Origin of the sequence: Gordonia sp. AC31 (genome assembly GCF_031844505.1) — a bacterium.
GTDB classification, from domain to species: Bacteria; Actinomycetota; Actinomycetes; order Mycobacteriales; family Mycobacteriaceae; genus Gordonia; species Gordonia hongkongensis.
In genome coordinates, this window is sequence record NZ_JAUZVK010000012.1 from 33,387 (window position 1) to 55,378 (window position 21,992).

The following is a 21,992-nucleotide window of genomic DNA, read 5'->3' on the forward strand; positions in this document are numbered from 1 at the left end:
GTGCAAGTGCGTCGGATCGGCAGCTGTCATGCGGTCAGCACCAATCCACTTGTGGGAACGCCGGTTCCGGCGGTCACGACGACCTTCTCGGCCGCCTCGACCTGGTTGACCGAGGTCCCGCGGATCTGCCGGACCCCTTCGGCGATCCCGTTCATGCCGTGGATGTAGGCCTCGCCCAGCTGGCCGCCGTGCGTGTTCAGCGGCAACCGGCCACCCACCTCGAGGGCACCCGGTTCCCGGACGAAGTCCTTGGCCTCGCCCCGACCGCAGAATCCCAGCTCCTCGAGCTGCAGGAGTGTGTACGGGGTGAAGTGGTCGTAGAGGATCGCCATGTCCATGTCGTCGGGGTTCAGACCCGACTGCGACCACAGCTGCCGGCCGACGAGCCCCATCTCCGGCAGACCGGCGAGCTCGTCCCGGTAATAGCTGGTCATGATGTACTGGTCGGCAGCACTGCCGGCCGCGGCGGCCGCGATCACGGCGGGCTTGTGCGGCAGGTCTTTCGCGCGTTCCGGGGACACGATCACCAGCGCGACACCGCCGTCGGATTCCTGGCAGCAGTCGAGGAGGTGCAGCGGCTCGGCGATGTACCGCGAGTTCTGGTGGTCTTCCAGGGTGATCGGCTTGTCGTAGAAGAACGCGTCCGGGTTCACCGCCGCGTGTTTGCGGTCGACGACGGCGATCCGCCCGAAATCCTCACTGGTGGCGCCGAAGTCGTGCATGTAGCGCTGCGCGATCATCGCGACGAACGCGGCCGGTGTCGACAACCCGTGCGGATAGGTGAAGGCGTTCTCAGTACCCGAGGAGTTCTCCTGGTTCGCCACCGCCGAATTGACCTGCCCGAAGCGCAGTCCCGACCGTTCGTTGAATGCGCGGTAGGCCACCACGACGTCGGCGACACCCGTGGCCACCGCCATCGCGGCCTGCTGCACCGTGGCACACGCCGCACCACCGCCGTAGTGGATCCGCGAGAAGTAGGTCAGATCCCCGATCCCCACTGCCCGGGCGACGGAGATCTCGCTGTTGGTGTCCATCGTGAACGTGACGAGACCGTCGACGTCGGCGGGTGTGAGACCGGCGTCGGCGATCGCCGCCGACACCGCCTCCGCGGCGAGCCGGAGTTCGCTGCGCCCGGAATCCTTGGAGAACTCCGTGGCACCGATGCCGGCGATGACCGCCTGACCGGACAGTGATCCCATCAGAGTCCCTCCCCTCGACCCGCGGGCGAACCGACCGTGTCGGGTTCGGTCGCACCGATCGTGAGCGTGACGGTCGAGATGACGTGCTTGCCCAGCGAATTCGTCCCGGTCACGGCGACGGTGATGACCCCGGCGTCGACCGCGGTGACCTCGCCGGTGAAGGTGACCGTGTCGTAGGCGTACCAGGGCACACCGAGTTTCAGCGCGATGGAGCGGATTCGGGCGGTCGGGCCAGCCCAATCGGTCACGAACCGCTCGACCAGCCCGGTGTCGGTGAGGATGTTGACGAAGATGTCCTTGGACCCCTTCGCCTGCGCGAGATCGCGATCATGGTGCACGTCCTGGAAGTCGCGTGTGGCGAGCGCGGTCGCCACGACGAACGTCGGGGTCGCCTCGATCGTCAACGCCGGCAGCGTCGTTCCGACGGCAGCGGGGTCGGTGGCAACGCTCGTCATGCGGGCTCCCCTTCGGTAGGCACGGCCGGCTCCCACGCGTGCAGGGTCCAGGCCGGGGTCCCGGCCTCGTCATCGGCCGGAAAATCCAGATAGGTGGCGCGCACCGGCATGCCGATGGCCACCTCCTCCGGTTCGACGCCCCGGAGCTCACCGAGCATACGGATTCCCTCGTCGAGTTCGACGAGGGCCACGACGAACGGCAACCGCCGCCCGGGCACCTTCGGCGCTCGATGCACGACATAGCTGTAGACGGTGCCGGTACCGGCCGCGACCACGTAATCCGTTGGCGGGACGGTTCCGTCGGCCTCGCGCGGCTTCCAGGTCGCCGGGACCGGCGGATGCCGCAGTGCACCGTCGCCGTCGCGCTGGATGCGCAACTCGTGGGCGGCGACGCCCTCCCAGAAGAAGGCGGTGTCTCTCGACGCGCTCGGCTTGAGCAAGCGAGCCGGGTCGAGATCGTCGGGCACCCCGGCGTCGGAAACCGGCTCGGCGGCAGCGCGTGCGGCGGGGCGGAACTTCAGGATGCGGAACCGCATCTCGGCGACGACCTCACGCGCCCCGTCGTCTCCGCCGACCGACCAGACGTTGCGGGTGGTGAAGAACCAGCCCTCGCCGAGCGCGGTGTTCTTCGGCCCGACGACCTCGACGAGTTCGGCCGACAGCGCGACCTCCTCGCCCGGGCGGGTGTAGCGGTGATAGACGGTGTCGCAGTTGGTGGCCACCACCGAGGTGAAGCCGGCCTCGTCGAAGAGTTCGCTCGCGCGACCCAGCGGATCGTCCGCGGTCCGCACCCCGTGAAGGCCGCGCATCGTCCACACCTGCGCCATCGCGGGCGGCGCGACGATGCCGGGATGGCCGGCATCCCGGGCCGCCGCGTCGTCGGTGTAGACGGGGTTCGTGTCGCCCATCGCCTCGACCCAGTTGTTGATCATGGGCTGATTGATCGGGTCCCGCCCGGCGACCGGTGCGCTCGGTCCGGCGTCGATGATCTCCTGCGCGGCGGCTCGGATCGCCTCGTCTCCGGCGACGCCGTCGCGGGCGAGCTCGGGCGCGCTCACCGCTTGGCCCGCGGGAGTCCGAGGCCGGCGGTCGCGATCATGTCGCGCATGACCTCGTTGACGCCACCGCCGAACGTGATGACGACGTGACGCTTCTCCTGGACGTCGAGCCAGTTCACCAGCGCCGCGGTCTCCGGATCGGCGAAATCGCCGTAGCGCCCGATGATCTCGTCGACCATCCGGCAGACGGTCTGGATGCGTTCGGTCGAGAACACCTTGGTGGCCGCCGCGTCGGCCATCGAGATGGCCTCACCTGTCGCGGCCACCTGCCAGTTGAGCAACTCGTTGATGCGGCCGTAGGCGTCGATGGTCGCGAGCGCGCGACGGACGTCGGGATGCTTGGCGATGACCGTCCCGTCTGGACCGGGCCGCTGCGCCCAGGCACGCACCCGGGCCGCGAGTCCGTCGATACGACCGGCGGGGCCGAGCATGACGCGCTCGTGATTGAGCTGGGTGGTGATCAGCTTCCACCCGCCCCCCTCCTCGCCGACCCGCATCGACACCGGAACCCGAACATCCTGGTAGTAGGTGGCATTCACGTGGTGCGCGCCGTCGGCGGTGATGATCGGCGTCCACGTGAAACCGGGGTCGGAGGTGTCGACGATGAGGATCGAGATGCCCTTGTGCTTGGGAGCATCCCGATCGGTGCGGACGGCGAGCCAGATGTAGTCGGCGTCGTGACCGCCGGTCGTGAAGATCTTCTGGCCGTTGACCACATAGTGGTCGCCGTCGCGGACGGCGGTGGTGGTCAACGACGCCAGGTCGGTGCCGGCCTCGGGTTCGGTGTACCCGATGGCGAAGTGCACATCACCGGCCAGGATCGCGGGCAGGAACTTCTGCCTCTGCTCCTCGGTGCCGTGGACCTGCAGCGTCGGCCCGACGGTCTGCAACGTCACCGCCGGCAGCGGGACGTCGGCGCGCACGGCTTCGTTGGTGAAGATCTGCTGTTCGATCTCACCGAAACCCTTGCCGCCGAACTCCGTCGGCCAGCCGACGCCCAGCCAGCCGTCGTCACCCATCCGCTTGATGACCTTGCGGTAGGTCGGGCCGTGGCGTTCGGTCAGCATCACCGCTGCCTCGTCGGCAGTGACGAGGTCGGCGAAGTACTCGCGCAGTTCCGCGCGCAGCGCGCGCTGTTCGGGGGTGAGATCAATGAACATCGGGCACCTCTGCGATACGGGTGTCGTCGGCGGGGACGTCGGTGATGTCGGCGAGCTCGTCGAGCCGCACGTGCGCTCCGCCCACCAGACGCGCGAGGTCTTTGGTGAGCGAGAAGTAGCGGTGAAGCGGATAGGTGATGTCGACGCCGATGCCGCCGTGCAGGTGGGTCATCGTCCGCGTGGTCGGCGGGACCTCCTCGGCCAGCCAGTAGGCGGCGATCGCGAGATCGGTTGCGGCGTCCAGACCTTCGGACAACCGCCAGGCCGCCGAGGTGGTCGCGAGTTCCATCGACCGGCCGACGACGTAGATGTCGGCGAGCTGCTGGCCCACCGCCTGGAACAAGGCGATCGGCTTGCCGAACTGCTCGCGCGTGGAGACGTGGTCGGCGGTCAGTCGGGTGGCGCCGGCGACCAGGCCGTCGGCGTAGGCGCACAGCGCCAGGCGGTAGCGATCACGGAGGATCGCGAGGTCGCGGACCACGATGTCGGCGTCGTCGACGGGTACGTCGTCGAAGGCCACCGTGTACTCACCCCAGCCGCTCGAGGTCGGCGTGCGCGTGATGGTGACCCCGTCGGCGGCGGGCGAGACGGCGACGACACCGGCATCGGCGGCCACCAGGAACAGCGAGGCACCGTCGGCGTGCAGGACGCCGACCTTCGTGCCGGTGAGCCGCCCGTCACGGACCGAGGTCCGCGGATGCGCCGTCAGGGCGTCGCCGTGTTCGCCGATCGCCACCGACACCCAACTGCCGCCGGTGAGCGAACCCCCGAACCGCGACCACACCGATCCCTCGCCGTCCTGGGCGTCGGCCCTGGCGAACACTAGCGCCGCGGTCAGCGATCCGAGCGCCGGCGTCACCGCCGCGGCCCGGCCCATCCGGCGGAACAACGGGAGCAGACCCGACTCGTCGACCTCGTCACCGTCGAGCGAGGCCGGCAGGGGCAGGGCGAGCAGTCCGGCGTCGACGAGCGCCTGCCAGCCATCGGCCTCGAACCCGCCGCGGGTCGCCTCCTGCTCGGCCGCTGCCGTCCCACCGGAATGACGCCCACCGAACGTCGACTCCCAGTCGGGCTGTCGTCGCGCGAACACGTCCTCGGCGACATCGCGAACCGCGATCGCCGTGCCGTCCAGGGCAAAGTCCACCCTGTGCCTCCCTCACCATGAACCCGTCAAGAACTAGAACCTGTTCTAGTTGTATCAGAGTCCGCGCGCAAGGGTGTCGGAATCGGCGCTTATCTGCGGTTTCGGCACTTTCGCCGCAGCCGGTTACCGCGGCAAACCGAGAATGCGTTCCGCCGCGGCCGTGCGCAGGATCTGAGTGGTGCCGCCCGCGATCGAGAGGCAGCGGTTCTGCAGGACCGCATCGGACGCCTCGGTCGCCGCCAGACCCGCGACCCCCAGGAGCCGCAGCGCGAGATCGGGTACCGATTGGCGATGTTCGACGCCGATCAGCTTGCGCACGCTCGACAACGCACCGGGGTCGAGCCCGGCCAGTTGCCTGGTCGCCGCCCTCGCGTCGAGGACCCGGCCGACGTGGGCGTCGGCGAGCTGGGTGCCGAGCGACGCTAGCTCCTCGGCGGTCAGCTCCCGATCCATCGACCGCACCTGCGAGAGCAGCGACTCCATCTCCTTGCCGAGGCCGGTACCGCCCATCGCCACCCGCTCGTTCGCGAGGGTGGTGCGGGCCAGCCGCCAGCCGCCGTTGATCTCGCCGACGACACAGTCATCCGGCACGACCACACCGTCGAGGAAGACCTCGTTGAAGTTGGCCCGCCCGGAGAGCTCGCGCAGCGGCCGGATGTCGATGCCCGGCGAACCCATGTCGACGAGGAAGTAGGTGATGCCCTTGTTCTTCGGCGCTTCGGGATCGGTGCGCGCGAGGCAGATCGCCCACCGGGCGTTGTGCGCCTGCGAGGTCCAGATCTTCTGGCCGTCCAGGCGCCAGCCACCGTCGACCCGTTCCGCCCGTGTGCGCAACGCGGCCAGGTCCGAGCCGGCCTCGGGTTCGGAGAACAGCTGGCACCACACGATGTCGCCGGCCAGCGTCGGGGCGACGAACCGCTCGCGCTGCGCGTCGGTGCCGTGTTCCAGGATCGTCGGGATCGCCCATGCGCCGATCACCAGGTCGGGCCGGTCGATCCCGGCCGCCTCGAGCTCGGTGTCGATCAGCAGCTGCATCGCAGCATCCGCCCCCAGACCGTGCGGTGCAGGCCAATGCGGGGTCAGGTAGCCGGTCTCGGCGAGGAGACGGCGACGATCGTCGGGTTCGGCGTCGGCGATCCTCGCGACGGTGGTGCGGACCTCGTCGCGCCGGTCCTCGACCTGCGAGAGGTCCAGACGGAAGCGCCGTCGCGCCCCCGCGAGCCCGCGCCGGGCGAGGGTGGCGGCGTGCGACGACGCGTTCGCGAGCGACGCCTGCGCGGCGAGTGCGGCGCGCAGATACAGGTGAGCGTCGTGCTCGAAGGTGAACCCGATGCCGCCGAGGACCTGAACGCAGTCCTTGGTGTTGGCGACCGGGTCGCGGCCCACCACGACGTCGGCCGCCAGCCTGCTGATCTCGAGTTGCTCGAGCGCCGGAGCGAGCTCGTCCCCCGTCCCGGCCGCGAGCACGTCGTCGACCGCGCCGGCGACATCCCACGCGACCGCGGTGACGCGTTCGCTGCGGCACAGCATCTCGGCGCAGATGTGCTTGATCGCCTGGAACGATCCGATCGGCACGCCGAACTGGGTGCGGACCTTCGCGTAGTCGACGGCGGCGTCGAGGGCCCACCGGGTGACGCCGCTCTGATAGGCGGCCAGCGTCGCCGACAAGAGGCCCGCGACGAACGTCCCGTCGCCCAGTTCGACGAGGTCCTCGACGGCGACCCCGGACAGGGTCACGTGGCTGACCGACGCGGTTCCGTCGAGCGGGGTCTGCGGCGTGACGTCGGCGACTCCCGCACCCGGCGGGATGATCCACCAGGACCGTTCCCGATCGTCGGTCCCGAATTCGACCAGCACGGCACAGCCCTCGACGTAGCCGGCGACGAGCCCGAGGTCGAGTTCGCCGTCGGCCAGGACGAGACCCGTCCCGGCGTGGCTCGTCGCGGGCGTCACCACCGGCACCGATCCGGCCAGCACCTCCGCCAACAGCGCGGCACCCGGGTCGTCGTCACCCTTCGCCGAATCTGAACGGCGAACCGCCAGCGCGATCGCCGCGGTCACCGTCGGACCGAGCGGGCCGGGGACGAGATCGACCCCGCACTGCTCGAGCATGGCGGCCACGTCGAGGAAACTCGCACCGAGACCGTCGGACGCCTCGGGGACCGCTGCGGCGAACACGCCCAGATCGGCGATCTGCGAAAATAGACCGGTCCACTGGTCGCTCGGCTTGTCGAGGTCGGACCGCACGATGTCGGTCACACTGGTGGAGCGCGCCCAGGACGCGATGCTGTCACGGACCGCGATCTGCTCGGAAGACGTGGCGATTGTCACTGGCAATCCCTGTATGTCGAGTTGTGACGAATAATTAGAACCTGTTCTAATATGCCATGGGTGTACTTGGATCGGGTAGCCACCCACGATCCACCCATTGAGACGTTTGATCACGTGAGGATGTTCGAGAGCACATGGCCCGTTCTGCACCCGGCAACGCCGCGGTCGACGCCCCCAACGGGGCTGCGGCGTCGGCCGCCTCGCCCGAAGCCGGCTCCACCGCGCAGCGCGAACGCCGCCGCCGCATCCTCGACGCCACCCTCGCGCTGGCGTCCAAGGGCGGATACGACGCCGTGCAGATGCGCACCGTCGCCGACAAGGCCGACGTCGCCGTCGGGACGCTGTACCGCTACTTCCCGTCGAAGGTCCACCTTCTCGTCACCGCGCTCGCCCGCGAGTTCGAGCGAGTCGAGTCGAAGGTCGATCGTTCGCAGTTGCGCGGCGACACCGCGATCGACCGCCTCCGTCACGTCCTGGACATGATCACCTTCGCCATGCAGCGCGATCCGCTCCTCACCGAGGCGATGACGCGTGCGTTCATGTTCGCCGACGCGTCGGCGACCGCCGAGGTCGACCAGGTCGCCGGGATCATCGACCGGCTCCTCGCCGGAGCGATCGTCGACGACGGCGAACCCACCGAGGAAGATCTCGCGATCGCGCGCGTCCTCTCCGATGTGTGGATGTCGAACCTGGTGCAGTGGCTGACCCGTCGCGCGTCGGCGACCGACGTCACGAACCGGCTCGAACTCACCGTCCGGCTCCTGCTCAAGGATCGCGTCAAGTAATCGGGTTCTCCCCTCGAACGTGACGTCACAACTGGGTGACGAGCACCTTCTCGACTTGGGAGCGCCACTCGAACTCGGCTACCTTTGTTACGTCTGAGAATTCTGTTAACAGAAGGGGCTAGTGGTGCGATCCTCCTGGTTGCGACGACTGTGCGTCGTCGGATGTGCCGTTGCGGTCGCGACCGCCGGATGGGCTCCGGCCGCGCTGGCCGAGCCCACCCCCGATCCCGATCGCGCTCGCATCGACACCGTGGTCCACGACTCCGCCCAGCAGTCGACACTCATCGTGTACTCGGCGGCGATGCGCAAACTCATCCCCGTCAACGTGTTGCGCCCCAAGGACACCACCAAGCCGCGCCCCACGCTCTACCTGCTCAACGGCGCCGGCGGCGGCGAGGACTCGGCTACCTGGGCGGCCAAGACCCAGTATGCGAAGTTCTTCTCCGACAAAGAGGTCAACGTCGTCACACCGATCGGCGGCGCGTTCTCCTACTACACCGACTGGCAGCACGACGATCCGGTACTCGGCCGCAACAAGTGGACGACGTTCCTCACCAAGGAGCTCCCGCCGCTGGTGGACAAGGAATTCGACACCACCAAGGTCAACGCGATCGCCGGGATCTCGATGGCCGGGACGTCGGTGCTCAACCTCGCGATCGCCGCACCGAAGCTCTACCGGTCAGCCGCCGCCTACAGCGGGTGCGCGCGTACCAGCGACCCGGTGGGACAGGCCTACATCCGGATGGTCGTCGCCGACCGCGGGCAGGGCAACCTGAACAACATGTGGGGACCGGTCAATTCGGCCGGGTGGCGGGACAACGACCCGTACATCCACGCGGACAAGCTGCGCGGCACCAAGGTCTACATGACCAGCGGCACCGGCATGCCCGGACAGTTCGACCGGCTCGAGGCACCGCTGGTCGCCGGCGATCCGCTGACATTGGCCAACCAGATGGTCATCGGCGGCATCATCGAGGCCGCGGTCAACGAGTGCACCAAGCAGATGGTGTCGCGCATGCGGGCGCTCAAGGTGCCGCACGAGGTCACCTTCCGGCCGAGCGGCACCCACTCCTGGGGTTACTGGGAACGCGACCTCGAGACCACCTGGCCGAAGATCGCGGCAGACCTGAGGTGAGCGACGCATCGGACCGCTTGTGGGCCGATGACCTGTCCGTGGGCCAGATCTTCGAGTTCGGCACGCATCACGTCAGCGAAGACGAACTGCTCGACTTCGCCCGCGCATGGGATCCGCAGGACTTTCACGTGGACAAGGCCGTTGCCGAACGCGGCCCCTACGGCGGGCTGATCGCCAGTGGGTTGCACACGATGTCGATCTACCAGAGGCTCAATGTCACCGGCGTGCTGAACAATTGGCGGGTGATCGCGGGCAAGCGACTGGGCGACGTCGAATTCCTGCGTCCCGTCCGCCCCGGCGACACCCTCACCGGGTCGACCGTCATCGACGCGATCGAGTTCGATGACCGTGCCCGCGCTCTGGTCACCTCGTCGGCGGAGCTGCGCAACGGTGACGGAAAACCGGTGATGCGCACCGTCGTCGAAGCGTATGTGCACGCCCGGCCAAGTCGCGCGACCACTGAAGCCTGACCGTCAGCACCCCAACAGCTTTCACAACCCGTCGACTGTGCGTCCGATCCGCTGATCGCGCGGAGCTCAGCCGACGCCCGGCACGGGGACCTGCGCGCCGGTGATCGCACTCGAGGCGTCGGAGACCAGGAACGAGATCGTCTGCGCGATCGATTCCGGCGACACCCAGCCCGCCCGCGACGAATCCGGCTGACTAGCGCGGTTGCCCGGGGTGTCGATCACCGACGGCAGGATCGCATTGGCCCGGATGCCGTCGGACTTGTACTCGGCGGCGAGCGCACTGATGAACGCCCACACCGCGGCTTTCGACGTGATGTACCCGGCCGCACCGGAGAAGGGTGCGAACGCCGCCTTGGCCGACACCCCGACGATCGACCCGCCGCCGGCCTCGATAATCAACGGAATGGCCGCCGCGGACAGCAGATACAACGGCCGCAGGTTGAGCCGGAGCAGTCGCTCGAACTCGTCGACCGGTGTCGCGTCGACCCGCTCCCCCATCGCGAACCCGCCCACCAGGTTCACCACCGCGGTCACCGGCGCCGACGCGTCGCTCGCGGCGATCGCCACGACCTCGGCGACCGACGCCTCGTCGAAGAGGTCGGCGTGCACACCGACCAACCGGTTCGATTCCGGGAGGCGTGACAACCCGGCTTCGGTGCGCCCGGGCACCACCACGCGCCATCCGTCGTCGAGCAACGTGCGGGTGACCGCCGACCCGAGGCCGCCCGTCCCGCCCGACACGATCACCGTCTGCGTCATCCCGCCGACCCTACTGGAGGCGGGACCGTGGGTGGAGGCGCACGCGCCTACGATGGTCGGCGATGACCGACGACCGTGTTCCCGAGATCGAAGACGTGCCGCGGGAGCGCGAACCGGGCGGTCGTCGCCCCGACGACGCCGACCGGACGAGCATGTTCGCGTCGTTGCGCATCCCCAACTACCGCCTGTTCTACGCCGGCATGGCCGTCTCGATGACGGGTTCGTGGATGCAGGCGACGGCGCAGGCGTGGCTCGTGCTGACGCTGAGCGGATCGGCGTCCGTCCTGGGACTCATCGTCGCCCTGCAGGCGCTACCGGTCCTGCTCATCGGGCCGTACGCGGGCGTGATCGCCGACCGCGTCGATCGTCGACGCCTGCTCATCGTCCTGCAGTCGATGATGGGGCTGCTGGCCGCGGCGCTCGCCGCCATCACCCTCACCGGGGTGGTGCAGGTCTGGCACGTCGGCGTGCTGGCGGTGATGCTCGGGCTCGGGCACGCCTTCGAACAGCCGGCGCGGCAGGCGTTCATCCATCAGATCGTCGGCAAAGACCTCATCCGCAACGCGGTCACCCTCAACTCGGTCATGGTGAACGCCGCTCGCGCGGTGGGTCCGGCGGTGGCCGGGGTGATCCTGGCCCTCGTCGGTTCGGGTCTATGCTTCGCGATCAACGCGGTCAGCTTCATCGCCGTGGTCGCGTCCCTGCTCGCGCTCGACTCGTCGAAGATCACCGCGGAATCACCGGTTCCGCGCGCGAAAGGTCAGCTGCGCGAGGGTCTTCGATACGTCCGGAGTCGCCCCGCGCTGTGGATCCCGCTGGCCACGATGGCACTCGTCGGGACCCTGACGTACAACTTCCCGGTCACGCTGCCCGCCGCCGCGGACTTCGTGTTCGACGGCGGGCCACAAGCCCTCGGTTTCATGACGTCGGCGATGGGAGTCGGTGCGGTCGTCGGCGGACTCGTGGTCGCGGCCCGCGGGAACACCGGATTGCGGCCACTCACGCTGGCGGCCTTCGGCTTCGGGGTCGCCGTCGCTGCGACCGCACTCGCCCCGAACCTCCCGACGGCGATCTGCGCGCTCTTCGGGGTCGGCTGGTTGAGTGTCACCTTCATGTCGACGGGAAACGCGACCCTGCAGCTCAATTCCGAACCGCGGATGCGGGGCCGGGTGATGGCGTTGTGGTCGGTGGCGTTCATGGGCTCGACGCCCATCGGCGGCCCGATCGTCGGCGCGATCATCGAGACATTCGGTGCGCGTGTCGGTCTCGCGGTCGGAGCCGTCGCGTGCCTGGCCGCCGGGTCGCTCGCCTTCCTGGCCGCACGCCGGAGCGGTACCGCGTCCTAGACGAGCGGCCGCCCCATCTTCACCCGGAGCCGGACATCAGCCAGCAGGAGCCGGAAACCCAACTGCGACACCCACAGCGGAGTGCGACGCTCCTTCTCCACCAGCCGGCCGACGTAGCCGTCGAACCATTTCTGATCTTCGTCGGTCCACTCGACCCGGAGTGCGTCGCGGAACGGCTGCGGCAGATAGCCGATGGTCCGGCGCAGTTTGACCGGACCGTACTTCTCCTGGATGCGTTCCGGCGCGTAACCGAAATTGGCGATGTCGAGCAGGAAGTCCCGGATCTCGTCGCTGATCTCGATGCGCGAGACCTGGTCGTCCCAGTAGGTGGTGAACTCGTCGCGCGTGGCGGGCCACGCCTCGGCCGGCATCTGCAGCGTCGTCCCGCAGACCTTGCCCTGCTGGTAGAACTTCTCGCGATCCGCACCCTGCAGCGGTCCGTGGACACGCTCGTAGATGTCCTCCCACCCGAAGTAGAGGCACGCCGCGACCCAGAGCTGCAGGTCGATGTTCATCGCGTTGTACTCCACGGGACTGTTCTCGTCCGAGCGCACCTGCGCGTGCTGGCGGTTGACGGCATGCCGGTACCGGCGCCGGTCGTCGGCGTTGCCGAGGATCGCGACCGCCAGATACGACGCGGTGGTCCGTGCGCGTTTGACCGGATGTTTGTCGAGCCGCCCGTTCTCGACCTTGCTGTGTGCGACACCGTAGCCGACCGCCGGATTGGCGAGCTGCATGATGACGTTCGTCGTGCTCATCGTCTGTCCCATCGAGAGCAGCGAGCGCGCGAAGAAGCTGCTGTCGATGTTGTCCATCTCCACCCGCGACATCCGCTCGTCGGATTGCGTCATGACCCCCACCCATTCTGATAACGCTTGTTGTCTGATTGCTGCAAGCTTAGCGGGGCGCACGCGGGCCGACAATCCCGCACCCGGAGGACCCCCTCATACGACGAACCCCGGCTCACCCGAAGGTGAGCCGGGGTTCGGCGTCGGCGATCGCGCCAGTCAGTAGGTGTAGAAACCGCGACCGGTCTTCCGTCCGAGGCGTCCCGCGTCGACCATGCGACGCAGCAGCGCCGGCGGCGCGTAATGGGGTTCGGCGAATTCCGCGTACAGCGACTCCGCGGCGGAGAGCGTCACGTCGAGGCCGATGGTGTCGAGCAGGGTGAGCGGCCCCATCGGGTAGCCGCAGCCACCCTTCATCGCGAGGTCGATGTCCTCGGCTGAGGCGTAGCCCGAGTCGAACATCCGGATGGCCTGGCACAGGTACGGGATGAGCAGCGCGTTGACGATGAAGCCGGAACGGTCACCCGCGCGGACCGCGGTCTTGCCGAGGGTGTCGGTGACGTATGCGCTCACGGCGTCGGCCGTCTCCGGCGCGGTGGTCAGCGTGGAGATGATCTCGACCAGCGGCATCACCGGCACCGGGTTGAAGAAGTGCACGCCGACAACGCGTTCGGGGGTCTTGGTCGCGGTCGCGACCTTGATGATCGGGATCGACGACGTGTTGGTCGCGAGGATGGTGTTCGCGCCGGTCGCCTCGTCGAGGTTCGCGAAGATCTGCCGCTTGAGCTCCTCGATCTCCGGGGCCGCCTCGATCACCAGCTCGCGATCGGCGAGGTCGGCGTAGTCGGTCGTCACCCGCAGACGTCCAAGGGCGGCGTCGGCGTCGTCCTGCGCCAGCTTGTTCTTGCTGACCGCCTTGGCCAGCGACTTCTCCACCCGCGCCCGCGCGGCGTCGGCGAACTCCTGCTTGACCTCCACGATCACGACATCGCTGCCGGCCTTCGCACACACCTCCGCGATGCCCGCTCCCATGGTGCCTCCGCCGATGACGCCGATCTGTTGCACAGTGAACCTCCGAAGTCGAGTGATACGAGACCAAACGGTAGCCGGTCGCCGGATCGGTCATCCGAACGACTCCCGGCACCCCGGGAACATTCGTCCTCGACGTCGCCTCCAAGTACATGAACCGCCCAGAAGCACTCACCCCACTTGGAAGGACATACCAATGAGCACCGAGATCCCCGCCGACGCCGTTCTCGTCGACACCGACGGCGACGGAGCCGTCGACGCCGCACTCACCGACGTCGACGGTGACGGCACCACCGACGCCATCCTCGACACCGACGGCGACGGCCAGGCCGACTCCATCGCCTACGACACCAACGCCGACGGCGAGATCGACATCATCGAAGCCGACACCGACGCCGACGGCTACACCGACATCGCCGTCGCCGACACCGACGGCGACGGCACCTTCGACACCGCCGTCGACGACGAGGGCAACGTCGAGGTCGGCGACTTCGGCAGCATCGACGGCGGCGACGCCGTCTGACGTCTGACGCACCCGACACGAGCCGGCCCGGAGACCCGGGCCGGCTCTGTTCGTGAGACCGGATTCGACGATTCCGCGATGTCGTCTCGCCTCGCCCACTAGCCTGACTCAGATCACGATCGGGGGATGCGATGATGCCTACTCGTTTCGACGCGCGACACAGGGTCCGTTCGGGGGTCCGCCGGCGCCGTCGTCGCCATGCCGTCACCTGCCTCCTGGCCGGTGCGACGCTTCTCTCGACGATGCTGGTCGCGGCCCCGGCCGGCGCGGCCAACCACTATTTCCCCGACATCTCCGAGGTCGCGGTTCCCCAGGCGGACTGCGGACCGGGCTCGCTCCCCGAACCGGGCCTGCAGGGGGACGTCAGCGCCGAGGACCGCCTGTCCGGACGCAGCATGCGCGGCTACCGCTGCAACATCACGCGGATCGGCGGTGTCCGCGGCGCCGGCGGCGGGATCGTGTCGGCGAACTTCGAGCACTGCAGCTACACCGGCAGCCTGTTCCCCGGAAACAACTGGGTGAACCCGCCGGGCGTACAGGTCATCGACGCATCCGACCCGAGCGCGCCGCGAGTCGTCGGGTCCCTGACGGATCCGGCGATGCGCGGCGGCACGTGGGAGACGCTGAAGGTCAACAAAGAACGCAAGCTCCTGGCCGCTACGTCGGTGCCGTTGCTCTGGGGCGGCGGCTTCTTCGCCGTGTACGACATCTCCGACTGCACCCGACCCAAGCTCCTGAACACCGGTCCGGGCACGTCGACGCCCCTGCCGTTCACCTCGCACGAGGGCGGCTTCTCCCCCGACGGCCGCACCTATTGGGCGTCCGGGGTGTTCCCCGGGCACCTCAGCGCCATCGACATCGCCGATCCCCGGTCGCCCCGCGTGATCTGGCAGGGTCTGCACTCGTTCCTCGGGCACGGGTTCGGCATGTCCCCGGACGGCAACCGGATGTACCTGTCCAACATGGCCGGCGTCACCGTGCTCGACGTCAGCGACGTCCAGGAGCGCCGGCCGCACCCGCAGGTCCCGCACACCGCGGCCTATCTCTGGCCCGACGGCCAGCTGAACCAGCACTCGATCCCGATCACCTACCGGGGCCGGCCCCACATCGTCACCGCCGACGAAGCAGGTTCGGGCGGCGTCAAGATCTTCGACGTGACGCGGGTGAACAAGCCCCGGTACACCGCGCAGATCAAACTCGAGATCAATCTCCCCGAGCACCTCGACACCAATCTGCGGTCGTCGACCGGCGGGTCGCTGTTCAGCAGCAATCCGCACTACTGCACGGTGGACCGAGCGACCGATCCCACCGCGCTCGCGTGCGGCTGGGAATCGTCGGGTATCCGGGTCTTCGACATCCGCGACTTCGACCGGATTCGCGAGATCGCCTACTACAACCCGCCGGCCCGCAAGGGCACCACGATCGCGGAGTCACCCAACTCGCCGCACGTCGTCGGCTCGCTGATGGGCTTGCCCGCCGTCGAATTCCTCAGCCTCGGTATGTCGATCGCGAACGGCAAGGTCCGGTTGAACGAGATGGTCGGTCCACGTAGCGGGATGATCGTCGGCGGTGACATGTCGACGGACTGGTGCATGTCCCCACCCGAGTTCCGCGGAAACGAGCTGCGGGTCACCTGTTCCGACGGCGGCTTCCAGGTGTTGCGGTTGAGTCCCGCGGTGTACACGCCACCGCCGGACCAGAACTCCTCGATCGGATGAGCGCTTCTCGCCTCGGCGTCCCGCTGGTGCGCGCGATGGTCCTCGGCGTGACCGCGGCCCTGCTCGTCACCATGGGTGTCGTCGTCGGGGCGGTGTGGCAGGGACGCGATCACGACTCATCCGCGATGAGCGTGTCCGACATCGGCTTCGCGCAGGACATGTCGGCGCACCACGACCAGGCGATCCTCATGGCGAGGACGATCGGCGCGGTACCGGGGGTCACCGCGGAGATCCGCGGCCTCGCCGACCGGATCGTCCACACGCAGACCGCCGAAACCGCCACGATGCGTGGCTGGTTGCAGTGGTTCGACGAACCGATGACGGCAACCGAACCGATGTCGTGGATGTCTGGCGGGGACCCTCACCACGAGGGCACCCATCACGACGACTCCCCTCCGCCGATGCCGGGCATGGCGAGTATCGACGAGATCGGCCGCCTTTCCACCCTGCCACTCGGCGAGGCGGAGATCTTGTTCCTGCAGTTGATGATTCGGCACCACCGTGGCGGGATGTCGATGGCCCAGGCGGCATACAACGACGAGCGGACCGGTTCCGCGACGAAGGACCTCGCGCTCATGATGATCGGCGACCAGGGCGACGAGATCGGCCTCATGACCATGCTCCTCGCCGAACGTGGCGCCGATCCGTTGCCGACCTGATCGCAGGCGGCAACGGATCGAACGTCTAGTCCGTCTTCGGATGCAGGATGAACATCTCCCACACCTCTTTCTGGTCCGCCGCCCAGGGGTCGTAGACGAACGGGGCGTGCCGTAGCGCCATGCCCGCCTTGCGCGGCGTCCGGTTGGCCTTGAAACCGTTGCAGGACTTGCACGCCGCGACCTGGTTTCCGAAAGTGCTCGGCCCACCCTGCGAGACCGGGACGATGTGATCGACGGTGTCGGCGGGACCGTCGCAGTAGGCGCAGATCCATTGATCGCGCCGCAGGATGGTCGCGTTCGACGCGTAGGAGTCCATCGTCTTACCGGCGAACGGGCGGTAGGCATCTCGCTTGATCGCCACCACCTTGTGGATCGGCAGGGACAGCGTCGGCGAATGGACGACGCGGACCAGCGGCGTGCCCTCGACGTTCCGCGCGACCTCGGTGGTCAACAGAACCGCGGCGCGACGCCAGGTGACGCGCGCCAGGATCTGCAGTCCGGCGTTGGTGACGAAGATGGTCATGACAGCTCCTCGATGCGTGGGCGAGTGAGTTCGCCGACCACCGAGGTTCATGACCTCAGGAACTGGTGACGCGTGATGTGATCGGTCCCGGCCTTCCGTCGGACTTCAGTCCGCACGGACGGTCGGAGGGGGCCGTCCGCCACTCGCCGGCGAAAGCCTTGTCACCCATCGACATCTGCGTCACCTCCTCTCGTTGGTCGGGCCTGCTCTGTCGCCACGATAACCGCGGTCGATGGACGCTGCCACCGTTTATGTCCGGCGTGTTCGGATGTTCACCCAGTTCACACGGGCTGTTTGCAGGAGTTTTTCACCGCGCGCCGGTCCCGCGGGACAATGTCCGACGCTATCGTCGGCGGATGCCCACCGAGGAGACCGCCGAGAATCCACCTCCGCAGCCACCCGTGTCGACCCTTGACGCGTTCGCGTCGGTGGTGCTGGGGTTGGTGCACGCCGTCTTGGCGCTGATCACGATCGCCGTCGCGGGTCTGACGGTCTTCGTCACCGACGCGTGCGCCTACGAGGAGTGCGGGAGTCCGGTCTGGACCGAGGTCGCCATCGGGGTGGGCATCGGGTCGGCCGTGGTGCTGGTGGCGGTGTCGGTGACCCTCGTCGTCCGCCGCGTGCGCCGAGGACTCCCGGCCTGGCCGGCCGCTGCGTGGTGCTGCGCCATCCAGCTGGCGATGATCTTCGTGGTACTCGAGATCGGCATCCAGGCCGGGACCCTCGACTGAGTGATCAGAAGATCTCGGGTAGATCTTCCGACACGGTGTTGGGGTAGGTCGCCGGACGCTTCTCCAGGAACGACATGACGCCTTCGTACACGTCACCGGACTGCCCGCGGTAGAAGATCGCCTTCGAGTCGGCGTGGTGGGCATCGAGCGGACTGGGCGCACCGGCCATCCGCCACAACAGCTGTCGGGTCAGCGCCGCCGAGACGGGGGCGCTGTTCGCGGTCATCTCGCGGGCGACGGCGATCGCGGTCTCGAGCACCTGGTCTTTGGGGACCACCTGCTGAATCAGCCCGCGTTCATGGGCTTCGGCGACGGGCACCATCTTCGCGCCGATCGTCCACTGCAGTGCGGTCGGCAACCCGACGAGCCGCGGCAGGAACCAGCTCGACGCGGCTTCGGGCACCAGGCCGCGGGCGGCGAAGACGAACCCGAACTTCGCGTCCTCCGCGGCGATCCGGACGTCGGCGGGCAGCGTCATCGTGACGCCGACGCCGGCCGACGGACCGTTCACCGCCACCACGATCGGCTTGAGCGAGGCGAACATCCGCAGCGTCAACTTCCCGCCCTCGTCCGCTGGAACCTCGTCTGAGTCCACCACCGACGAGGCGTCGAACGTGGACCCGCCCGCCTCGAGATCGGCGCCGGCGCAGAACGCGCGGCCGTTGCCGGTCAGCACGACGGCACGAACGGAGTCGTCAGCGTCGGTGTCGTCGAACGCGGCCCGCAGTTCCTCCCCCATCTGCATGGTGAAGGCGTTGAGCCGGTCGGGTCGATTGAGCCGGAAGATCGCGATCTCCCCATCTCGCTCGACGGTGATGGTGGGCTGGTCCTGTCGGGACTTGCGCCCGACCTCTGATGTATCGCTCGTCACAGATCGATGCTATCGGGCGCTGGGACACTCCGCGTCGGCTGTGTCAATCCGCGGAACCGCGCACCAGCCGGGCACAACACAACGGCGGCGCCACCCTGTCGGGTGACGCCGCCGCTGGTGTCAGATCAGCTCAGACGGGCTGCGCTCAGCTCGCGTCGGCCTCGCCGGCCTTGGTGAGCTCGACCGGTGCGTCGGGAACCATGCGCGGCTTCTCCGAGCCGGTGAAGACGAACCGGGCGTCGTCGCCGTCGCCCTCGCCGTCCCAGTTCTCGACGTCGACCAGGACGATCTGTCCGGGAGCGATGTCGCCGAACAGGATCTTCTCCGAGAGCTGGTCCTCGATCTCGCGCTGGATGGTGCGACGCAGCGGACGCGCACCCAGCACCGGATCGAAGCCGCGCTTGGCCAGCAGGGCCTTCGCGCGGTCGGTGACCTCGAGAGCCATGTCCTTGTTCTTCAGCGCACCCTCCACGCGGGTCAGCATGAGATCGACCATCTGGATGATCTCTTCCCGCGTGAGCTGGTGGAACACGACAATGTCGTCGATGCGGTTGAGGAACTCGGGGCGGAAGTGCTTCTTGAGCTCGTCGTTGACCTTCTGCTTCATCCGTTCGTAGTTCGACTGGGTCCCGTCGCTCGACGAGAAGCCCATGCCCACGGCCTTGGAGATGTCCGAGGTACCGAGGTTCGAGGTGAAGATCAGCACGGTGTTCTTGAAGTCGACCGTGCGACCCTGACCGTCGGTCAGACGACCATCTTCGAGGACCTGCAGCAGGGTGTTGTAGATCTCCGAGTGGGCCTTCTCGATCTCGTCGAACAGCACCACCGAGAACGGCTTGCGGCGCACCTTCTCGGTGAGCTGCCCGCCCTCTTCGTAGCCGACGTACCCGGGAGGGGCACCGAACAGACGCGACGCGGTGAAGCGGTCGTGGAACTCGCCCATGTCGATCTGGATGAGGGCGTCGTCCTCGCCGAACAGGAAGTTCGCCAGCGCCTTGGAGAGCTCGGTCTTACCGACGCCGGACGGACCGGCGAAGATGAACGAGCCCGACGGCCGCTTCGGATCCTTCAGGCCGGCACGGGTACGACGGATCGCCTTCGAGACCGCCTTGACGGCGTCCTCCTGCCCGATGATCCGCTTGTGCAGCTCCTCCTCCATGCGGAGCAGACGCGTGGTCTCCTCCTCGGTGAGCTTGAACACCGGGATGCCGGTCCAGTTGCCGAGGACCTCGGCGATCTGCTCGTCGTCGACCTCGGCCACGACGTCCATGTCACCGCTGCGCCACTGCTTCTCGCGCTCGGCGCGCTCGGCGACCAGCTGCTTCTCCTTGTCGCGGAGGCTGGCGGCCTTCTCGAAGTCCTGCGCGTCGATCGCGCTTTCCTTCTCCTTGCGCGCATCGGCGATGCGGTCGTCGAACTCACGCAGGTCTGGCGGCGCGGTCATCCGGCGGATGCGCATGCGCGCGCCGGCCTCGTCGATGAGGTCGATCGCCTTGTCCGGCAGGAACCGGTCGTTGATGTAGCGGTCGGCCAGCGTGGCGGCGGCGACCAGCGCGCCGTCGGTGATCGAGACGCGGTGGTGCGACTCGTACCGGTCGCGCAGGCCCTTGAGGATCTCGATGGTGTGCTCGACAGACGGCTCGCCCACCTGCACGGGCTGGAAGCGGCGCTCGAGTGCGGCGTCCTTCTCGATGTACTTGCGGTATTCGTCGAGGGTCGTCGCGCCGATGGTCTGCAGCTCGCCGCGGGCCAGCTTCGGCTTGAGGATGCTGGCGGCGTCGATGGCACCCTCGGCGGCACCTGCGCCGACGAGCGTGTGCAGCTCGTCGATGAACAGGATGATGTCGCCGCGGGTGTTGATCTCCTTGAGCACCTTCTTGAGGCGTTCCTCGAAGTCACCGCGGTAGCGGCTGCCCGCAACCAGCGAACCGAGGTCGAGGGTGTAGAGCTGCTTGTCCTTGAGGGTCTCGGGGACCTTGCCGTTCACGATGGCCTGCGCCAGGCCTTCGACGACGGCGGTCTTGCCGACGCCGGGCTCACCGATCAGCACCGGGTTGTTCTTGGTGCGGCGGCTGAGCACCTGCATGACGCGCTCGATTTCCTTCTCCCGGCCGATGACCGGGTCGAGCTTGCCCTCGGAGGCCGCGGCGGTCAGGTTACGACCGAACTGGTCGAGGACCAGCGAGGTCGACGGGGTGCCGGACTCGCTGCTGCGACCGCCGGTGCCCGCCTCCTGCGGCTCCTTGCCCTGGTATCCGCTGAGGAGCTGGATGACCTGCTGGCGGACCCGGTTGAGGTCGGCGCCGAGCTTCACCAGCACCTGGGCAGCGACGCCCTCGCCCTCGCGGATCAGGCCGAGCAGGATGTGCTCGGTACCGATGTAGTTGTGGCCGAGTTGCAGGGCCTCGCGCAGCGAGAGCTCCAGCACCTTCTTGGCACGCGGGGTGAACGGGATGTGTCCCGACGGCGCCTGCTGGCCCTGGCCGATGATCTCCTCGACCTGGCTGCGAACCCCTTCGAGCGAGATCCCGAGCGACTCGAGCGCCTTGGCCGCCACGCCCTCGCCCTCGTGGATGAGGCCGAGGAGTATGTGCTCGGTACCGATGTAGTTGTGGTTGAGCATGCGCGCTTCTTCTTGGGCCAGAACCACAACCCGACGCGCGCGGTCGGTGAACCGTTCGAACATTGTTCTCCCTCACATTGCTAGCGCCCCGGCCGCCGCGGAGACCACCTCGGAGGTCCCGGAGGACAACCGGTGCGGATAGACGACGACCAGCCTGCTTCCACTCTAGAGGTCGTCTGGGGTGCACCTGCAGTTAACGCCTGCGCAGAGTGCATGGATCCCCCGTTGCGGCGGGGATGTGCCCAGTACAACTGCGCAGGCCGGGGCTGTGTTCCCCGCCGTCTACGCCGAGAGCGAACGGGCCGCCGACGGCCCGGGATGCGCCCCCACCGGGCGCTGGGACCCGCGACGCGGCGCCCGCGTTGTGCCCGACAGCAGCCGGGTATCGCGGAAACCGCCGGCCGACGAGACCACAGGAGGCGAGTGGGGACCACCCGGGCCGCTGCCGGGCCTCGGTAGATCTGGCCCTCGCTTGACTGCGACCGTCGCACACCAACGAGCAGCAGGGTGCATCCGGGTACGGCCCGGTACACGGCGAGCACGGCCACGACACGCGGCGGACGCCTATCACACGACACCGACAAGATGTAGGCGCTCAGTTCTGTTGCACGACAACATTTTTGGTATTGACGGCGACCGATGGCCGTGTACACTCGAACGTACATTCGCAGCAACGGTTCTCGGG

The 21,992-nt window shown here is 68.0% G+C and carries 20 protein-coding genes; 8 read left to right on the forward strand and 12 right to left on the reverse strand.

Annotated elements, in window-relative coordinates; all coding sequences use genetic code 11:
• Positions 1 to 26: 26 nt before the first annotated feature.
• From Q9R39_RS15270 to Q9R39_RS15295, 6 genes are all read right to left on the reverse strand, one after another.
• Complete coding sequence (locus Q9R39_RS15270) at positions 27 to 1,199, reverse strand: lipid-transfer protein (RefSeq protein WP_065629128.1); 1,173 nt, start codon at positions 1,197 to 1,199, stop codon at positions 27 to 29.
• The gene (locus Q9R39_RS15275; protein ID WP_058251185.1) at positions 1,199 to 1,654 is read right to left on the reverse strand and encodes a MaoC family dehydratase; all 456 of its coding nucleotides are present in this window, start codon (positions 1,652 to 1,654) and stop codon (positions 1,199 to 1,201) included. Before Q9R39_RS15275 ends, Q9R39_RS15270 begins: the two co-directional genes overlap by 1 nt.
• On the reverse strand, positions 1,651 to 2,712 hold the full coding sequence (locus tag Q9R39_RS15280) for a bifunctional MaoC family dehydratase N-terminal/OB-fold nucleic acid binding domain-containing protein (protein WP_058251186.1): 1,062 nt from the start codon (positions 2,710 to 2,712) through the stop codon (positions 1,651 to 1,653). The genes Q9R39_RS15275 and Q9R39_RS15280 overlap by 4 nt, the downstream gene beginning before the upstream one ends.
• Positions 2,709 to 3,872 carry an acyl-CoA dehydrogenase family protein gene (locus Q9R39_RS15285; RefSeq protein WP_068970485.1) on the reverse strand — a complete coding sequence of 388 codons (1,164 nt, stop codon included), beginning with the start codon at positions 3,870 to 3,872 and terminating at the stop codon, positions 2,709 to 2,711. The genes Q9R39_RS15280 and Q9R39_RS15285 overlap by 4 nt, the downstream gene beginning before the upstream one ends.
• Complete coding sequence (locus Q9R39_RS15290; RefSeq protein WP_058251188.1) at positions 3,862 to 5,016, reverse strand: acyl-CoA dehydrogenase family protein; 1,155 nt, start codon at positions 5,014 to 5,016, stop codon at positions 3,862 to 3,864. The genes Q9R39_RS15285 and Q9R39_RS15290 overlap by 11 nt, the downstream gene beginning before the upstream one ends.
• 123 nt (positions 5,017 to 5,139) lie before the next feature.
• Positions 5,140 to 7,347: an acyl-CoA dehydrogenase gene (locus Q9R39_RS15295; RefSeq protein WP_058251189.1), complete on the reverse strand. Its 2,208-nt coding sequence runs from the start codon at positions 7,345 to 7,347 to the stop codon at positions 5,140 to 5,142.
• 134 nt (positions 7,348 to 7,481) lie between these two features.
• On the opposite strand from Q9R39_RS15295, the gene kstR reads away from it, so the two are divergent.
• The 3 genes from kstR to Q9R39_RS15310 all read left to right on the forward strand — a co-directional run bounded on the left by kstR (position 7,482) and on the right by Q9R39_RS15310 (position 9,737).
• Positions 7,482 to 8,132, forward strand: a complete 651-nt coding sequence (gene kstR / locus Q9R39_RS15300) for a cholesterol catabolism transcriptional regulator KstR (protein WP_058251190.1) — start codon at positions 7,482 to 7,484, stop codon at positions 8,130 to 8,132.
• Positions 8,133 to 8,256: 124 nt separating this feature from the next.
• Positions 8,257 to 9,267, forward strand: coding sequence for an alpha/beta hydrolase family protein (locus Q9R39_RS15305; protein WP_058251408.1), 1,011 nt, complete (start codon positions 8,257 to 8,259; stop codon positions 9,265 to 9,267).
• Positions 9,264 to 9,737 carry a MaoC/PaaZ C-terminal domain-containing protein gene (locus tag Q9R39_RS15310; protein WP_065629123.1) on the forward strand — a complete coding sequence of 158 codons (474 nt, stop codon included), beginning with the start codon at positions 9,264 to 9,266 and terminating at the stop codon, positions 9,735 to 9,737. Before Q9R39_RS15305 ends, Q9R39_RS15310 begins: the two co-directional genes overlap by 4 nt.
• Positions 9,738 to 9,803: 66 nt before the next feature.
• Here the strand turns inward: Q9R39_RS15310 and Q9R39_RS15315 are convergent, their stop codons facing one another.
• Entirely contained in the window at positions 9,804 to 10,496 is a 693-nt protein-coding gene (locus Q9R39_RS15315) for an SDR family NAD(P)-dependent oxidoreductase (RefSeq protein WP_311277721.1), read from the reverse strand.
• 62 nt (positions 10,497 to 10,558) lie between these two features.
• Between Q9R39_RS15315 and Q9R39_RS15320 the strand changes: the two genes are divergently transcribed.
• Positions 10,559 to 11,842 (forward strand): MFS transporter, encoded by a 1,284-nt coding sequence (locus tag Q9R39_RS15320; protein ID WP_311277722.1) that lies wholly within the window; start codon positions 10,559 to 10,561, stop codon positions 11,840 to 11,842.
• On the opposite strand, the gene Q9R39_RS15325 is transcribed toward Q9R39_RS15320, so the two are convergent.
• The gene (locus Q9R39_RS15325) at positions 11,839 to 12,693 is read right to left on the reverse strand and encodes an oxygenase MpaB family protein (protein ID WP_311277723.1); all 855 of its coding nucleotides are present in this window, start codon (positions 12,691 to 12,693) and stop codon (positions 11,839 to 11,841) included. The two genes, Q9R39_RS15320 and Q9R39_RS15325, sit on opposite strands and share 4 nt — an antisense overlap.
• Positions 12,694 to 12,849: 156 nt before the next feature.
• Positions 12,850 to 13,695, reverse strand: coding sequence for a 3-hydroxybutyryl-CoA dehydrogenase (locus Q9R39_RS15330; RefSeq protein ID WP_137810213.1), 846 nt, complete (start codon positions 13,693 to 13,695; stop codon positions 12,850 to 12,852).
• 160 nt (positions 13,696 to 13,855) lie between these two features.
• Between Q9R39_RS15330 and Q9R39_RS15335 the strand changes: the two genes are divergently transcribed.
• The 3 genes from Q9R39_RS15335 (at position 13,856) to Q9R39_RS15345 (ending at position 16,559) form a co-directional block, all read left to right on the forward strand.
• On the forward strand, positions 13,856 to 14,182 hold the full coding sequence (locus Q9R39_RS15335; protein ID WP_078113060.1) for a hypothetical protein: 327 nt from the start codon (positions 13,856 to 13,858) through the stop codon (positions 14,180 to 14,182).
• 131 nt (positions 14,183 to 14,313) lie between these two features.
• The gene (locus Q9R39_RS15340) at positions 14,314 to 15,900 is read left to right on the forward strand and encodes an LVIVD repeat-containing protein (protein ID WP_396275674.1); all 1,587 of its coding nucleotides are present in this window, start codon (positions 14,314 to 14,316) and stop codon (positions 15,898 to 15,900) included.
• The gene (locus Q9R39_RS15345; protein ID WP_311277724.1) at positions 15,897 to 16,559 is read left to right on the forward strand and encodes a DUF305 domain-containing protein; all 663 of its coding nucleotides are present in this window, start codon (positions 15,897 to 15,899) and stop codon (positions 16,557 to 16,559) included. The genes Q9R39_RS15340 and Q9R39_RS15345 overlap by 4 nt, the downstream gene beginning before the upstream one ends.
• 25 nt (positions 16,560 to 16,584) lie before the next feature.
• Here the strand turns inward: Q9R39_RS15345 and Q9R39_RS15350 are convergent, their stop codons facing one another.
• Positions 16,585 to 17,082 (reverse strand): HNH endonuclease, encoded by a 498-nt coding sequence (locus Q9R39_RS15350; RefSeq protein WP_058251202.1) that lies wholly within the window; start codon positions 17,080 to 17,082, stop codon positions 16,585 to 16,587.
• Between the two features lie 356 nt (positions 17,083 to 17,438).
• Between Q9R39_RS15350 and Q9R39_RS15355 the strand changes: the two genes are divergently transcribed.
• Positions 17,439 to 17,813, forward strand: coding sequence for a hypothetical protein (locus Q9R39_RS15355; RefSeq protein ID WP_058251203.1), 375 nt, complete (start codon positions 17,439 to 17,441; stop codon positions 17,811 to 17,813).
• A gap of 4 nt (positions 17,814 to 17,817) precedes the next feature.
• Here Q9R39_RS15355 and Q9R39_RS15360 read toward each other — a convergent pair whose 3' ends face one another.
• Positions 17,818 to 18,684 (reverse strand): enoyl-CoA hydratase-related protein, encoded by an 867-nt coding sequence (locus Q9R39_RS15360; protein WP_311277725.1) that lies wholly within the window; start codon positions 18,682 to 18,684, stop codon positions 17,818 to 17,820.
• 145 nt (positions 18,685 to 18,829) lie between these two features.
• Positions 18,830 to 21,370: an ATP-dependent Clp protease ATP-binding subunit gene (locus Q9R39_RS15365; protein WP_058251205.1), complete on the reverse strand. Its 2,541-nt coding sequence runs from the start codon at positions 21,368 to 21,370 to the stop codon at positions 18,830 to 18,832.
• Positions 21,371 to 21,992 lie beyond the last annotated feature (622 nt).

Excerpts from the sequence above, each read along its gene's own strand:
- Q9R39_RS15350 (WP_058251202.1), bottom strand. The coding sequence starts at position 17,082 with ATGACCATCTTCGTCACCAACGCCGGACTGCAGATCCTGGCGCGCGTC.
- Q9R39_RS15355 (WP_058251203.1), top strand. The coding sequence starts at position 17,439 with ATGCCCACCGAGGAGACCGCCGAGAATCCACCTCCGCAGCCACCCGTG.
- Q9R39_RS15345 (WP_311277724.1), top strand. The coding sequence starts at position 15,897 with ATGAGCGCTTCTCGCCTCGGCGTCCCGCTGGTGCGCGCGATGGTCCTC.
- Q9R39_RS15340 (WP_396275674.1), top strand. The coding sequence starts at position 14,314 with ATGATGCCTACTCGTTTCGACGCGCGACACAGGGTCCGTTCGGGGGTC.
- kstR (WP_058251190.1), top strand. The coding sequence starts at position 7,482 with ATGGCCCGTTCTGCACCCGGCAACGCCGCGGTCGACGCCCCCAACGGG.
- Q9R39_RS15315 (WP_311277721.1), bottom strand. The coding sequence starts at position 10,496 with ATGACGCAGACGGTGATCGTGTCGGGCGGGACGGGCGGCCTCGGGTCG.
- Q9R39_RS15285 (WP_068970485.1), bottom strand. The coding sequence starts at position 3,872 with ATGTTCATTGATCTCACCCCCGAACAGCGCGCGCTGCGCGCGGAACTG.
- Q9R39_RS15325 (WP_311277723.1), bottom strand. The coding sequence starts at position 12,693 with ATGACGCAATCCGACGAGCGGATGTCGCGGGTGGAGATGGACAACATC.
- Q9R39_RS15320 (WP_311277722.1), top strand. The coding sequence starts at position 10,559 with ATGACCGACGACCGTGTTCCCGAGATCGAAGACGTGCCGCGGGAGCGC.
- Q9R39_RS15275 (WP_058251185.1), bottom strand. The coding sequence starts at position 1,654 with ATGACGAGCGTTGCCACCGACCCCGCTGCCGTCGGAACGACGCTGCCG.
- Q9R39_RS15365 (WP_058251205.1), bottom strand. The coding sequence starts at position 21,370 with ATGTTCGAACGGTTCACCGACCGCGCGCGTCGGGTTGTGGTTCTGGCC.
- Q9R39_RS15270 (WP_065629128.1), bottom strand. The coding sequence starts at position 1,199 with ATGGGATCACTGTCCGGTCAGGCGGTCATCGCCGGCATCGGTGCCACG.
- Q9R39_RS15335 (WP_078113060.1), top strand. The coding sequence starts at position 13,856 with ATGAGCACCGAGATCCCCGCCGACGCCGTTCTCGTCGACACCGACGGC.